This window comes from Pelagimonas phthalicica (genome assembly GCF_004364805.1).
Classification (GTDB): Bacteria; Pseudomonadota; Alphaproteobacteria; order Rhodobacterales; family Rhodobacteraceae; genus Pelagimonas; species Pelagimonas phthalicica.
Map to the genome: position 1 here is coordinate 1 of NZ_SOAP01000005.1, position 13,135 is coordinate 13,135.

General features: G+C 57.9%; 15 protein-coding genes and 1 pseudogene. 2 read left to right on the forward strand and 14 right to left on the reverse strand.

Annotation, left to right across the window (positions count from 1 at the left end):
• Window positions 1-87: 87 nt before the first annotated feature.
• Window positions 88-195, forward strand: a pseudogene (locus CLV87_RS24215) (L,D-transpeptidase family protein); the annotation flags it as partial.
• A gap of 32 nt (window positions 196-227) precedes the next feature.
• Here CLV87_RS24215 and phnE read toward each other — a convergent pair.
• Genes phnE through CLV87_RS21885 form a run of 4 tightly spaced genes read right to left on the reverse strand, consistent with a single transcriptional unit; the run spans window position 228 to window position 4,520 of the window.
• Complete coding sequence (gene phnE, locus CLV87_RS21870; protein WP_037207702.1) at window positions 228-986, reverse strand: phosphonate ABC transporter, permease protein PhnE; 759 nt, start codon at window positions 984-986, stop codon at window positions 228-230.
• Window positions 986-1,768, reverse strand: coding sequence for a phosphonate ABC transporter ATP-binding protein (locus CLV87_RS21875; protein WP_058314160.1), 783 nt, complete (start codon window positions 1,766-1,768; stop codon window positions 986-988). Before CLV87_RS21875 ends, phnE begins: the two co-directional genes overlap by 1 nt.
• The gene (locus tag CLV87_RS21880) at window positions 1,768-2,637 is read right to left on the reverse strand and encodes a phosphate/phosphite/phosphonate ABC transporter substrate-binding protein (RefSeq protein WP_235872019.1); all 870 of its coding nucleotides are present in this window, start codon (window positions 2,635-2,637) and stop codon (window positions 1,768-1,770) included. Before CLV87_RS21880 ends, CLV87_RS21875 begins: the two co-directional genes overlap by 1 nt.
• Window positions 2,638-2,639: 2 nt before the next feature.
• On the reverse strand, window positions 2,640-4,520 hold the full coding sequence (locus CLV87_RS21885; protein WP_082625813.1) for a cytochrome c peroxidase: 1,881 nt from the start codon (window positions 4,518-4,520) through the stop codon (window positions 2,640-2,642).
• A gap of 92 nt (window positions 4,521-4,612) precedes the next feature.
• On the opposite strand from CLV87_RS21885, the gene mntR reads away from it, so the two are divergent.
• Complete coding sequence (gene mntR, locus CLV87_RS21890; protein ID WP_058314134.1) at window positions 4,613-5,074, forward strand: manganese-binding transcriptional regulator MntR; 462 nt, start codon at window positions 4,613-4,615, stop codon at window positions 5,072-5,074.
• A 40-nt stretch (window positions 5,075-5,114) separates the two neighbouring features.
• Here mntR and CLV87_RS21895 read toward each other — a convergent pair whose 3' ends face one another.
• The 10 genes from CLV87_RS21895 to CLV87_RS21940 all read right to left on the reverse strand — a co-directional run bounded on the left by CLV87_RS21895 (window position 5,115) and on the right by CLV87_RS21940 (window position 13,023).
• Entirely contained in the window at window positions 5,115-6,080 is a 966-nt protein-coding gene (locus tag CLV87_RS21895) for a cytochrome c oxidase assembly protein (protein ID WP_058314133.1), read from the reverse strand.
• A gap of 190 nt (window positions 6,081-6,270) precedes the next feature.
• On the reverse strand, window positions 6,271-7,863 hold the full coding sequence (gene lnt / locus CLV87_RS21900) for an apolipoprotein N-acyltransferase (protein WP_082625812.1): 1,593 nt from the start codon (window positions 7,861-7,863) through the stop codon (window positions 6,271-6,273).
• The gene (gene lspA, locus CLV87_RS21905) at window positions 7,860-8,330 is read right to left on the reverse strand and encodes a signal peptidase II (RefSeq protein WP_058314131.1); all 471 of its coding nucleotides are present in this window, start codon (window positions 8,328-8,330) and stop codon (window positions 7,860-7,862) included. Before lspA ends, lnt begins: the two co-directional genes overlap by 4 nt.
• A 76-nt stretch (window positions 8,331-8,406) precedes the next feature.
• On the reverse strand, window positions 8,407-8,856 hold the full coding sequence (locus tag CLV87_RS21910) for a DUF411 domain-containing protein (protein ID WP_058314130.1): 450 nt from the start codon (window positions 8,854-8,856) through the stop codon (window positions 8,407-8,409).
• A gap of 3 nt (window positions 8,857-8,859) precedes the next feature.
• Window positions 8,860-10,233, reverse strand: coding sequence for a M23 family metallopeptidase (locus CLV87_RS21915; RefSeq protein WP_058314129.1), 1,374 nt, complete (start codon window positions 10,231-10,233; stop codon window positions 8,860-8,862).
• Window positions 10,230-10,856, reverse strand: a complete 627-nt coding sequence (locus CLV87_RS21920; RefSeq protein ID WP_058314128.1) for an SCO family protein — start codon at window positions 10,854-10,856, stop codon at window positions 10,230-10,232. The genes CLV87_RS21915 and CLV87_RS21920 overlap by 4 nt, the downstream gene beginning before the upstream one ends.
• Complete coding sequence (locus CLV87_RS21925) at window positions 10,856-11,299, reverse strand: copper chaperone PCu(A)C (protein ID WP_235872036.1); 444 nt, start codon at window positions 11,297-11,299, stop codon at window positions 10,856-10,858. Before CLV87_RS21925 ends, CLV87_RS21920 begins: the two co-directional genes overlap by 1 nt.
• A 49-nt stretch (window positions 11,300-11,348) precedes the next feature.
• Window positions 11,349-12,008, reverse strand: coding sequence for a DsbA family protein (locus tag CLV87_RS21930; RefSeq protein WP_099249515.1), 660 nt, complete (start codon window positions 12,006-12,008; stop codon window positions 11,349-11,351).
• Window positions 12,005-12,430: a disulfide bond formation protein B gene (locus CLV87_RS21935; RefSeq protein ID WP_058314125.1), complete on the reverse strand. Its 426-nt coding sequence runs from the start codon at window positions 12,428-12,430 to the stop codon at window positions 12,005-12,007. Before CLV87_RS21935 ends, CLV87_RS21930 begins: the two co-directional genes overlap by 4 nt.
• Window positions 12,427-13,023 carry an SCO family protein gene (locus CLV87_RS21940; RefSeq protein ID WP_099249513.1) on the reverse strand — a complete coding sequence of 199 codons (597 nt, stop codon included), beginning with the start codon at window positions 13,021-13,023 and terminating at the stop codon, window positions 12,427-12,429. The genes CLV87_RS21935 and CLV87_RS21940 overlap by 4 nt, the downstream gene beginning before the upstream one ends.
• Window positions 13,024-13,135: the final 112 nt, after the last annotated feature.

Consider the following 13,135-nt stretch of genomic DNA (forward strand, 5'->3'; position numbering starts at 1 on the left):
CGAAAAGCATAGGCGCGATGGCAGTGGAATCTCATAATTAAGGGCAAAAAATATCCCCGAACGCGTCGTGTCTCAGATTTAAGGGCAACGCGACAGCGGGACTGGACGGCTGGATGCATCTCGGTCACCGATCGGCAGGTCGAAGATGTCTATGCAATGGTGCGCGATGGGACACCTATCGAGATTTATGCCTAGCAGCTTCTGAGACTCACTGAAGCTCAACCGGATCAGGCAAACCGGCGGCGCAGCGCAACATTGATCCCTTCAATGGCGATCACCATGATGACCACTGCAATCGTCACGCTTGCGGCCTTGTCGTATTGGAACGAGCGCACATAGGTCTGAATGTAGAACCCGATTCCACCTGCCCCGACAATGCCAAGGATCAGAGACTCGCGCAGGTTCAGCTCGAACCGAAAGATCGTGTCCCGCGCTACAACAGGGGCCATTTGCGGCCAGATCGCATGGCGTAAACGCAGCAACGGCCCGGCTCCGGCACTTTCCAAAGCGGAAATCGGAGCGCGGGACACACCATCGATCGCTTCGGCGTAGAATTTGGCCAGCATGCCTGTCGCGTGGAGCGCCACCGCGATGATGCCGGGCAATGGCCCCAGCCCAACCGCGCCCACCATCAGCATTGCCACCAGGATCAGCGGGATCGCGCGAATAAATGCCAGAACAGTGCGGATCGGCCGGTGCACCGTTGCCGACACCATCGTCTCGGAGGCGAGGATGCCAAGCGGAACGGAAAGGATCACCGCACCGACAGTACCGAGGATCGCGATCCGCAGCGTCTCGGCGCTCCCCTTCCAGATCTCATCCATAACGGTCGGATCCGGCGGGAACATGCGGCCAAGGAAATCCGCAATGCGAGGGCCTGCAGACAGCAGTCGGGACAGTTCGACATCGGTGGTGATCAGCGACCACAGCACCACACCGGCAACCAACATCCCGGCCCAGAACCCGCCCAGATTGCGCGACCGCATCAGCTTACGACCTTGAGCCGTGCGCCGGATGCCGGGTCGGTGTCGTCATAGAGCGCCGCCGTCGCGTCATCCGTCAGATCGTGCGTCGCGACATCAAAGACGATCCGCCCGTTGCGCATTCCGATGATACGGTCGGCAAAACGCCGTGCCAGTTCCGGTTGATGCGACGAGAACACAGTCGTTGCCCCACGTGCCTGGGCGGCGCTGGTGAGAAGTGTCAGGATGTCCGCTGCTCTGGACGGATCAAGGTTGCTGACCGGCTCGTCCGCGAAGATCAGCTTAGGCTCTTGTGCGAGACAACGGGCAATTGCCACCCGCTGGCGCTGGCCGCCACTGAGCGAGTCCACGCGCCGGTCTGCGAGGTCCGCGATGCCGCAGTCGGAGAGTGCCGATCGGGCTATGTCCATGTCGGACTTCGACACGTTGCCAAGCAACGCGCGCCAGCCGGGCATCCGGCCCAGCCTGCCGTTCAAGACGTTGCGCATCACTGTCGATCGTTCGACAAGCGCAAACTCCTGAAAGATGAAACCTGTTTCAGCGCGCTTTTCCAAGGGCAGCGCACGGTTGGGTTCGAATGGTACACCAAGGACAGAGACCCGCCCTTGCCAATCGCGCAACCGTCCATCCAGCAACGTCAAAAGCGTGGTCTTGCCTGCTCCGGAAGGACCAAGAAGGGCAACGCACTCCCCGGCGGCTATGTGCAGGGACACCTGATCGATGGCGCGCTGCTCAGCACCGTGATGGCCGAAGCTCAGATCGTCGATGTGAATGGCGTTCTGCATCATAGTAATCCGAAGCGCTGCGCCATAGTCCGCACACCGTCGAACACCGAAGGGTCGGCTTCGACATAGCCATCCGGGCCGTAGAGATAGCGGAGTTTGTCGCGGTGTTCTGGCATGTTGAGCTTCATCATCGCGGCAACGAAGTTCTCGCGAAGCTCCGCGTCCAGTTCGGGACGTGCGATGACGACATGGCTTGGAATGGCATCGCTTTCCGCGATCCAAGTAACCTGAGATTGCTGCTCGGGGGTGAGAAGAAGGTCGGCGTATTGGCTGGCCCCGGCTGCATCGACCAGGCCCTCCGCCATCGCCTGCATTGCCTGTTGGTAGCCACCGGCAAAGAAAATGCGGCCAAAGAAGTCCTCTGCCGCATCCGGGCTGGATACCAGGCCTGCGCGCTCAAACTCGGCCAGGGGGTACATGTATCCCGATTCCGAAATCGGGTCGGCAAAGGCGATGTCGCGACCTTCCAGATCGGCCAGCATCTTGAAGCCGCTGTCACGGCGCACAAAGACGCGGCCCGTATAACTGGGCGTATCGCGGTAGACCTCTGACAAGAGCGGGATGGCACCGATTTCCCTTTCGGCCAGAACGAAGGGTAGGGCACCCATAAAGGAAATATCGGCATCGCCGTTGCGCAATGCTTCGACGGCCGCCGCGTGGTCGATGGTAACGAACCCTTCGACTGGCACACCGATTTCAGACGAAAGCCAGGCGGTGATCGCCTTGATATCGCCCAGAAGCTTGTCGGGGTTCTCCTGCGGTATAAAGGCCAGGCGCAACGGGTCAGACTGCGCCAGAGCAGGCATCGGCTGCGAGACAAGACCGGCCGCTGCGAGAATAAGAAGGTGACGGCGATTCAAGCGAGGCATCATCAAAACGCCTTTTCTTCTATGGCGGCGGCATCCGTCTTGAACAGACTCCAACTCGTTTCCGCGGCCGCCCAGTTCTCTGCCCGAACGGCTGCGCCGACCTCTGCCAAGCGCTCGGCCAGTGCGTAGACCTCGGGCCGCGACGAAAGATTGGCCATCGTGCCTGCATCGGCCGCAAGATCGGCCGCAACCGTGTCGGTCAGGACCAGGATGTGCTGCGCATCGCGTTTCGGTAGAAGCGTGTCGAGCGTCGAGGCAAAGGTCGTGAGTTCGGCGAAGGCCAGACGGAAGGGCGTGTTCGCGGTATCGAAAGCCTCGTATGGCTCATCGGCTGCGCCAACCGTTTCCAGATAGGCGGTCAGGTCCGACCGCTCGGCATCGGTCAGGCCAAGGTTCTTTGTCTCGTCGAACCAATCCACAACACTTGCCAGCGTCGGCAGGGCACCGTCGTGGAAATACGGCGCTGTGTAGAGCGTACCGAGCAAGGTGGGCGTGTCGAGGGCACCTGCATGTGACCCTTCGTAAGCCGCAGCCACCGATCCGATGTCGTGCGATTTGCGATCAAGAAAGTTGCCGGATGGCGTATGGCAGCTGGCACAGGATTGGTTGCCCATTCCGACGAAGGGGCGGTTGAATACCTCTTCGCCACGCCGCGCAGCATCCGGCGCGGCCTCCGTCAACTGGCCGTCGCCGGTGACCAGGGAATTGGGCAGGAAATCGAACTCGGTCATGTAGGCCACGAGTGCGTCCAGCATGAAGGGTGTGGGTTCTTCGCCAGCGAATTCATTGACGATCACGTTGCGGGAGAAATCCCGCAGCGACGCGAAACGACCGTCTCGCCCGTAAGGTCCGGTAAAGCGCAGCCCGCGCAGGCTTGGGATATCGATCGGATCATCGCGGCGGTCGTTGAACATCGGGTTGAAGAAAGCGCCATCCACGTCGACTGCTCCGGGCTGGTGACTGGCACCGGGAATGAAAAATCGCTGATTGATGTCCGAGCGATTGTGACAAGTCGAACAGGCTATGCCCAGATCGCGGGCCGGTCCGCCGAATATCTCGGCACTGTCGAACAGCATGTCACCGTAGGCGATGAGGGGCAGGTCGGTTTCGTCGATCCCCTGCTCCTCGAAATTGAGCACGAGAAGTGGTAGAGGGTCCTGATCGAAGATGTCTGAGCCGGGGGGCAGAGCGGCGGGCAATTCAACCGGCTGTCCGGTTCGGGCAATCGCCTCGGGCACGGCAGTCAGCGTCTGGCGCGGGGCAGGATCCGCGACGAGGTAATTTTCTGCCAGGTAGGCTGAAATCACCGCGCGCGCGGTGGTCATTGCGTCGCTATCCTGTTCCTTGGCACCGGCACCGAGCACGCCCGCCGAGCCTGTGGCATTGTTGAGTTCCAACCACGCCCGACCCAATGTCCGGGCCGCATCAGGGTCCGCGGCTTTGATATGGTCAGCGAACGCGCGGTAGAGCTCCTTGGCAGTTGCCACTGCCCGTTGCGATACCGCCGGGTTGTCTGCAGCAGTGGCCGCGTCCAGCTCTTCTTCGATTCTCAGCGCAATGAGGCGGGTGGCCGCCACATGAACGGCATGCCGATCCTGCCAGCCGATAGCGTCGGTCAAGTCACCGACATCAACGGCGCTTTCTCGGTCCAACCAGGCAAGTGCTCCGAGGCGATACTCCGAGCCATGATAGGGCTCGGACCAGGCTTGCTCCACCTTATACCACGGGACCGGCGCGAGATTGCCCAGAAACAGCGTCAACCGATAGGCTGCCGCTTCGGGCAGCCAGGGGGCTTCCTTGGCTGGTGTTGCAAAGGACGGACCCGTCACCGCCAAAGAGGTGACAATCACGAACAGGATCACGCGCAGGACGTGCTGGATCACAGATGGCTCCCCTCAAAAAGTTAGACGCGTCTAACTTATCTACCCAAAGCCAACTTGTTGTCAATCCATCAACCTTCAGGCAAAGTCCTGTCATGTCGCCCGGCGCATCACAGACGCGTGAAGATTTCATGCCTGATTCCCGCGATCCCGAAGCCCAGGCCGACGGGTTCGCGCATGTGCGCAATGCGCATGAAAGCGAGATGGCGGAAGATTATGTGGAGCTGATCGCGGAGTTGATTGAAGCCCATGGGGAGGCGCGACCGGTCGACATTGCCGAACGGCTGGGGGTCAAAGCACCGACGGTGACCAAGAACATCTCGCGCCTGAAGCAAGCAGGGCTGGTGCGCCGTGAAAAATATCGCTCGGTTTTCCTGACCGAAAGAGGCCAGGCTCTCGCTGAGGCCTGCCGCCGGCGCCACAGGATCGTGGTCGCATTTCTGCAAAGCCTCGGGATTGACGAAGTAACGGCCGAGCGTGATGCCGAAGGCATCGAACACCACGTCAGCGAGGCGACGCTGTTGGCGTTTGAGAAACATATTAAGAGGCCCGGTTGATCCTTGGCCAAAGACAGGCTGTGCCATCAAATCGCGGTGTTCAGTAAAGTTGCAGCACGGTTATCGCCGTCGCCAGAACAATCGCGAACATCGAAAGGGACCCGATCGCAAGGGTTCGCCCCATCCTTCGATTGGGCCCGGCGGTCTTGAGTTTCAACTCATACGCTGTTTCAGGAAACTCCAGCACGGCCGAATTGGAATCACGCCGTTCATGCCGACGCTGCCATCGCACCTCTTCAAACTTGTTCCATCCATTCATGATGAGCAGAACCGTGACGATCATGAGCATGGAAGAGGGGACCCAGATGATATAGCCACCTGTGGTTTCGTCCGACAATCCGAAACGCGTGCCAGCCGAAAATGACATCGGTGCGCCGCTGTACAAAGAGACCTCTTTCAAAGTGATTAGTGCGCCAAGAAGTATGTTCGATACAATGACCACGAATGCAGTAATCAGTCTCGCGCCATAGGGCCAGCCGCCGACAACGCTACCGGGACCGAATACTGCTGAAAAGTATGATATTCCAGCTGCAACCATGCCGAAATGAGCGACGAATTCTAGTGTCTCACGGGCTTGGGCAGATGAATAGGCCCCGGGCAGCTGCCAAATATAGAGTGACGCGATGAGCAGAAACGTTGCTGGGACTGGACTTCGCACTGCACGCACCACCTGCGAGCACAGAACTCTGTTGATCTGACTCCGCCATCTTCTTGAAAGACCGGCGGCTAACCAACCGCCCGGCTGCGACAAGGCGATGAGCATCGGTCCTAGCAGCCTTGCCACCAAGTGTTCGGCTTGATGCACGAAGAAGTATTGATGACCAAGATCAGGGAGGGGACCAAAAAAAGCACCACCTGCTATGCCTAGACCCGCCAAAAAAAGACCGAGGCGCACATGCGACTTTGGCCTGACCGAACGACTGTAAATAGGATATCCGCGTATTGTAAGAACGACCAACACACTCAAACTTACGAGGGTTGCTAGAAGCGCTCCAAAATGGTCCATGTCCACAACGCCGCCCAACGACCAGACTATCCTAGAGCCCGGGCGATCATGATCGTGGCGAACAATCCGATCAAACAAAATAGGATTGCGCAGCTCGCCGCATGTTGAGCAATATCAAGTCGATTGCCTTTGCGTTTTTTTGCGAGGTATGCGCCCCAAAACGCCCCTAACAATGTCATGACGATTACAATCACGTCAGCCTCCTTTCCAAGTGGCTAAAAAACCGCATTGTGAGAGACGGGATCACGCGGAGGCCGACAAAAAGAAACCAACATGCCAAAACCAGTGGCAAAAGTGTCCAGTCACCGAAGCGCGCATAAAGTGTACGTGGCAGGGCAGGGGGCAGAAGTAGGTCTAGGACTCCCGTCTGTTCAAGGCCCAGACTGGCCAAGACGCGGCCTCTGGCATCAATGACTGCGGAAATGCCAGTGTTCGCGGCGCGAAGCACTGGTAAGCCTTCTTCGACGGCGCGCATCCGTGCGGCCGCCATATGCTGCTCCGGTCCGATCGATGTTCCGAACCATGCATCGTTTGTGGCATTGAATATCCAATCCGGTCGAATGGCATCGTCGACCACGTGACCCGGAAAAATGATCTCGTAGCAGATCGCAATGCCAACAAAAGGTATTCCAGGCAAGGCTAAGGTGCGTGGCCCTGGGCCCGGTGTAAAATCTCCAAGACTTTTGGTCAGACGCTCAAACGGTAACCACTCTCGAAAAGGAACATACTCGCCGAAAGGAACCAGTTTGTGTTTCGCATAGCCACCAAGGCTGCGCCCCTTTGTGTCATATGCCTGGACGGTATTGAAGTAGAGGGTGTTGGCGCCCGACGCGACCCGGTCTGGCACACCGGTCATGAGGATGCTTGATTGGGGGAGCGCGCGCATGATCCTCTGACGATCTGCTTCAACTTCGTCCAGAAATCCCGGATAGGCCGTTTCAGGCCACAATACGATGTCAGGAACGTCACCCTGGCTCGACAGGTCAATGTACCGTGATACGGTTTCTTCTCGCAGTTCCGGACGCCACTTGTCTTGCTGCGGCACGTTTCCCTGAACAATCCGAACAGTGATGTTCGTCGGCTCTTCTATGCCAAGCCAGAGACGGGTTTGCCCTGCACCCCAAAGGCTTGCGGCAAACCCAAGCGCCAAGACCAGGCCCCACGGACGTCTACTATTGCGACTGGCAATCAGATGGGTTGGCAGAACAACCAGAAAAACAAAGAGAAAGCCGAGACCGTAACTGCCAATCCACGCCGCCGGTTGCCGCAGCGGCTCATATTCGACGAGCGCATAACTTGACAGGTTCCAGGGGAATCCCGTCAGGACATGCCCGCGCAACCATTCGGCGGCGGTCCAGCATGTTGCAAAGAGCAGAGGGCTGGCCAGACCTTCAGACAATCGCGACCGCGCCAGCAGAGCAAACGCGAACGAGGCCAGCGCGGGAAAGAACGCAAGCAGCGCGTTCAACCCAGCGACGGCAGGTATGGCAAGCAGACCAAAGCGATCCGCATCCACAAAAAAGCTCTCCGCGATCCAGAAGATCCCACCGGCGAAATATCCCAGACCAAAAGTCCAACCCGTGACCGCAGCGCGAAATGGGCGAAGCCCTCGCAAAATAAAAAATAAGCCACCGTAGGTCGCCGGAGCAAGTATCAAAAATGAGAAAGGCGGAAGGGTCAGGACGGTCAGCGCACCAAGACAAACAATTGCTGCGGCGTGAGCTAGCGAAAGCACAAGGGCGACCTTCCGAAATGCGGCCTTCTCTCCGGCGGTTTCTGTCATTGCTCGGTCTGGGTTTTCTTCAACCCCGGCCAGGCCAGCAGCAGGGCGACACCGCAAAAAATAGCGGTGTCTGCGAGGTTGAAGGCTGGCCAATGCAGATCCCAAACATAAAAGTCCAGAAAATCGGTGACGGAGCCTACTCTGATCCGATCAATAACATTCCCCAAGGCTCCGCCAATGATCAGGCCATGGGCCACGGCCTCGCCCTCTTCTTTCGTTCTGAACATCAGGACTACGAGCCATAGGCATACAACCGTTGCCAGTAATACTAGCCCCCACCATGGCGCACCATTTAACAGACCAAAAGTCACGCCATCATTGCGATGGTAGACTAGATTGAAACCAGGAAAGACGGAAACACCGGAGCTCAGTGTAGAAGCGTTTGCGACGACAGCCATTTTACTCGCCTGATCCACGACGACAGCACTGAGTGTGCTCACCAGCCCGAGAGTTATCGTGTGTTTCATGCTCTGGCCTTCACGCTGCTCAGGGACCGCAAAGTGACGCGGGAATGGGCGTCTTTGAATTGAATAGTGCGAGCCCTCAATCGCCGGGATAGCTGGCAAACACTTCCGTCGTTCCATCGTTGTTGATGAGAAACACGTCATAAGCTTCGCGCCAGCGGCTCTGGTCCATGCCGGGGGAGCCAAGCGGCATCCCTGGCACCGCGAGGCCGACAGCGTCCGGTCTCTCGCTGAGCAACCTGCGAATATCATCTGCGGGCACATGGCCCTCGATCACGTACCCGTCGATAAGGCCTGTATGACAGGACACCATGCGTTGGGGGACTCCGCTGTCGAGTTTGAAACGAACAAGCAGCCCTGCAAACATATCTTGTCCACTCGGCGCAAATCCGTTCTCCTCAAGATGATCCATCCAGGCGAGGCAGCACCCGCAGCCATTGGTCTTTTTGACATCAATCGGCGTGGCTTCGGCGATCGCCTGCGCGGCGAGGCTGAGTGAGAACACTGTGGCAAACGTGAATAGTTTCATGATCTACAGTCTTTCTGAAGTCGCGGCGGCAACTTCCTGGTCAAGCAAACCCGTGAACTGCGCGCGAACAGTTTCAAGACGGACCAAAATGCTGGTGTTGGTCTCGACTTGGCTTGCCGCCGCGGCAAGCCGTTCTTCTGACATCGGGTCTGTCGGGCGACCGTCTACGCGCACTTCGTAGTGCAGGTTTGGACCAGTCGCGGTCCCGGTGGCGCCGACACTGCCAATATTGTCACCTGCGGCGACTCTATCTCCAACGCCCAGTCCCTCCGGGACGTCGCTGAGATGTGCGTATCGTGTCATGGTGTCTGAACCATGTGCAATCTCGACCACGCGCCCATAGCCGCGGCGTCGCCCAATAAACGAGATGCGGCCCGGTGCCGTTGCGTAGACTGGCGTCCCTTGGGGCGCCGCAAAATCAACCCCGGTGTGCATGCGCACATCCCCAAAAACCGGGTGCCTGCGATTGCCGTATACCGAACTCAGCCGCGCGCCCTTCACGGGTTGTGCAAACACCCGTAGCAATTCCCCATCAACAAAAATCGTCGCGTTTCCGGATTTGTCGTCGGGCCAGACGACTTCATAAAGCGTCTCCTCGATCGTCAGCGCGGCGAAGGACAGGCTGGGTTGCCTAATCTCTTCATCCTCGAACACCGTTTCACGCCACATCAATTGTAGCCGTTCGCCCCCTTTCAGATCCCGTCGGAAATCCACGGTGCCGCCCAGCATCTCGGCGAGGTCCACTGCAAACCGAGCCGGGACATCCGCTGACGCAAGGGTGGCAAAGATCGAATTCTGAACGGTGGTATCGGCGGCGCGAACAATCAAGTCTGGCTCGGGAACAATCCTGCGTGTCGCAATCTCATCTGTAAACGTGGCTTCAATCCGAACTCCTTCGTCCACCGAAAGCGCGACGCGGCGTGGGGTGCCCGACAAGGAAGTTTCGACTTCAATGCCGTATCCGGGTTTCAGTTTTCGCAGATCGTATTCTGCAGCCAAGGCAAGCGCGACCTCAGCGCGGTCGCTTGCAGTAAGACCTGCTTTGGAGAGCAGTGCATCCAAGGTTTCGCCGGCGGACAATGTCCCTGACCAGATTTCAACTGGGGGCTTTACTTCAGGCAAAGCGACACTGGCCAATTGCAAGGCAGGGGGCTCTGGCCTCCATGCGACTGTCACTGGTTCAAAAGTCTCGTTCGAATAGATTGAAAGCAATTGATCCGGCGGTGCGGGCATCCGCATTGGTGACGGTTGCCAATCAGACACTGCTGCCAGCGCCTCCGGAACGGGAGCCTTTCTCCAGTCGGTTTGGAAACCAAACATCAATGCGATGGCAAGGCTTGTTCCGGCGATACTTGCGACGAGATATCTCAGCTTCATGATGTTTCTTCTTCGGTTCTTGCGAGGACACGGCGGATCTTCGGCACCGCAAATTCTCTTGGTTCATGATAATCGATTGTGCCGGCAAACTGTCCCTCAGCATCGAACATGAAGACGCTCGCCGTATGGTTCATGGTATAGTCATCACCACCGGTGGCGACCTTTTCATAACTCGCGCGAAATCCCTCTGCGGCCCGCATTGTTTGATCCTGTGAACCCCTCCAACCCTGGATGGCTGGATGGAAGTAGCTGACATATTCCGCCATAGCCGCAACAGTGTCGCGTTTTGGATCGACCGTGATGAACACGACGTTCATGTCCGCAACATCATCTCCAAGGTCGTCGAGCCAGCCAGAGATATCCGACAATGTGGTGGGGCACACATCGGGGCAGTATGTGAAGCCAAAAAACACCATGGATGGATTGCCCAGAAGCGACGCAGGTCCGACAGTTTCACCGCCTTGATCGGTCATCTGAAAGTCCATCTGGGTGAGCGGCAAGGGTCGCTGAGCTACAGGTTCAGGCGCGCCGGGACCATCCACCTGCCACCAGCCGATGAACAGCGCCAGCGCAGCCACTCCGGCAATTGCGGCACCATAAGCAAGGAGAGTTCTTCGGCTCATCAGCCCTCCGGCCCACGTGCCGCAATGCCAAGAATGGGCACATCAACGGTCAGCGTCCCGCCATCGGCAAAGGTCAATGTCAGCGGAAAGGTCTCGCCTTCCACCATCTTGGTTTGCAACCGCATCAGCATGGCATGCATGCCACCTGGTTCCAGCGAAACACTTTCGCCCGCTGGGATGGTGATTTCACCGACTGGGCCCATGGAACTCACACCATTGGCGTCCGTCTTGGTCTCATGAATGTCAGGCATCATGGCGAGCGGCGTTTCCAGCCCCACCAATGTCACTGGATCGGTGCCGGTATTGCGCAGTGTCATGTAGGCCGCACCTGGACGGTTGATGCCGATGGACGCGCGGGCCCATGCGTCGTCAACGACAATATCCTCAGAGCCAGCAGAAGAGGTGGTCGGTAATCCGACAATCGCACTGAATGCAAGTGCGATGGCTGCAACGGTTGAGTTCACAGGTTTGCTCCTAAAGTCAGTCTTTTGATCACGACCCGACCGCCGCGACTTCGGCCGCAACCAAGGCGCGCAGCTCGTCGGCTCCGAACGGGTCAAGCGGTTTGCCATTCACATAGAACGTTGGTGTCTGACGCACGCCCATTGTCTCCACATCCGCACGATCCTGATTAAGGATTGCGAGCGTCTGGGGCGCTTTCATCTGGTTTTGTGCGGCTTCTACGTCCAGACCGGCCTGCTCTGCAATGCCAAGGATCAATCCCGGCGCTGGTTCACCGTGGGATGCCCATCGTGGCTGAAATTCGAGGATCGCTTCTTTGACCGGAATATATACGTTCTGCATGCGCGCCGCTTCCATCACCCGGATCGCCTCTTCCGATGCAGCGCCATGAAATGGGGTGTATCGCAATACGACGCGGACCTGATCGCCGTGTTCCGCCATGATGTCCTTTATGATCGGATAGAAAGCACGGCAAGCTTCGCAAGCGGGATCGAAGAACTCCACAATTGTAACCGGCGCGTCTTCTGGTCCCATGATGGGTGAGTAGGGACGCATGAGTGCTTCGGCGATTTCGGGTTGGACCGGATCAACCTGAGCGACCGGGGCAGGGCGGGACTGATACCAAACGGCGGCGGCAAAGACTGCAAGGCCGACAAGTAAGACCGACAGAACGATGGATTTGTTTTTCATGGACGGGGCTCCTTCAGGGAGAAAAATGACAAGAAGCCGATAAACGCAAAGGCAATCAGCGCCAAGAGCGGGATAGGGATTCCAAGAAACAGCTGATTGTCGCCGGTGCAGGATGGGCCAGTCGCCGTGCAGGGTTGGATCGGCTCGGGCAAAACTCCAGTATAGAGACCAAGATGCCAAAGCGCGATGGCAGCGCCACCGAGGGCGAGCGCAACGCCGTAGCGACCGACCCGTTGATCCTCCCACCAGAGACCGAGGCCCAACACGACGGCCAGAGGGAACATAAACGCACGCTGAAACCAGCACAGACTGCACGGAGCCTGCCCCAGAACCTCACCGATATAGAGCACGGCCAAGGAACTTCCCAAAGCGACGATCCACGCGGCGGCCAAAGCCGTCTCTTTTGCCATCAACCGGCTCATAGCGACATCCGCGCCTTCAGATCGGCAAGGATCTCCTCTGCCGGCGTGCCATATGTCCAGGCCCCCACATATCCGCCTTGCGGATCAAAGAGGAACAGCTGAGACGAATGCCCCATCGTGTATCCGTCGGGCGAAGCCGCCTCCTCGATCTTCTCAAAGTACACGCGGAAGGTTTCCGATGTTCGCTTGATCTGATCTGCCGTACCCGTCAGCCCAATGATGTTTGCGTCAAACGCTGGGACAAAATCCGCCAGTTGTTCGGGTGTGTCACGTTCTGGATCAATTGATATAAACAGAGGCTGAACCTCCACTGCATCTGAACCGAGTGCGTCCATGACGGCGGCAACTTCGGCCAGGGTCGTTGGGCACACATCAGGGCAATTCGCAAAGCCGAAGAACACGAGCATCCAGCGCCCGGCGAAGTCTTCGTCCGTCTGCACCATGCCTTGATGATCGGTCAGTTCGAAATCCGCCCGGAACGCAGGATCATCAGCCCGCGGTTCGCTTCTGGTAGAAACCTGCAGCCAAATGAACCCAACAATCGCGATTGTGACGAGTCCCCAAAGCATTTTTTGTAACGTAGAAAATCTCATTGGTCGTATTGCGCCCGATTCCGCCCATTTTTACAGCAGTCTAAATGTTCTAGCTGCTAGAGGTTCAAGCTATTTCTTGGCTAAGAAGCAGCCCTTCACGGACCTGTGATTA

Bases quoted from the DNA above. Each gene is read 5' to 3' on its own strand.
- lspA (WP_058314131.1), bottom strand. From the start codon at position 8,330: ATGAAACACACGATAACTCTCGGGCTGGTGAGCACACTCAGTGCTGTC.
- CLV87_RS21940 (WP_099249513.1), bottom strand. From the start codon at position 13,023: ATGAGATTTTCTACGTTACAAAAAATGCTTTGGGGACTCGTCACAATC.
- CLV87_RS21880 (WP_235872019.1), bottom strand. From the start codon at position 2,637: ATGCCTCGCTTGAATCGCCGTCACCTTCTTATTCTCGCAGCGGCCGGT.
- CLV87_RS21930 (WP_099249515.1), bottom strand. From the start codon at position 12,008: ATGAAAAACAAATCCATCGTTCTGTCGGTCTTACTTGTCGGCCTTGCA.
- lnt (WP_082625812.1), bottom strand. From the start codon at position 7,863: ATGACAGAAACCGCCGGAGAGAAGGCCGCATTTCGGAAGGTCGCCCTT.
- CLV87_RS21875 (WP_058314160.1), bottom strand. From the start codon at position 1,768: ATGCAGAACGCCATTCACATCGACGATCTGAGCTTCGGCCATCACGGT.
- CLV87_RS21920 (WP_058314128.1), bottom strand. From the start codon at position 10,856: ATGAGCCGAAGAACTCTCCTTGCTTATGGTGCCGCAATTGCCGGAGTG.
- CLV87_RS21915 (WP_058314129.1), bottom strand. From the start codon at position 10,233: ATGAAGCTGAGATATCTCGTCGCAAGTATCGCCGGAACAAGCCTTGCC.
- CLV87_RS21935 (WP_058314125.1), bottom strand. From the start codon at position 12,430: ATGAGCCGGTTGATGGCAAAAGAGACGGCTTTGGCCGCCGCGTGGATC.
- phnE (WP_037207702.1), bottom strand. From the start codon at position 986: ATGCGGTCGCGCAATCTGGGCGGGTTCTGGGCCGGGATGTTGGTTGCC.
- CLV87_RS21910 (WP_058314130.1), bottom strand. From the start codon at position 8,856: ATGAAACTATTCACGTTTGCCACAGTGTTCTCACTCAGCCTCGCCGCG.
- mntR (WP_058314134.1), top strand. From the start codon at position 4,613: ATGTCGCCCGGCGCATCACAGACGCGTGAAGATTTCATGCCTGATTCC.
- CLV87_RS21895 (WP_058314133.1), bottom strand. From the start codon at position 6,080: ATGGACCATTTTGGAGCGCTTCTAGCAACCCTCGTAAGTTTGAGTGTG.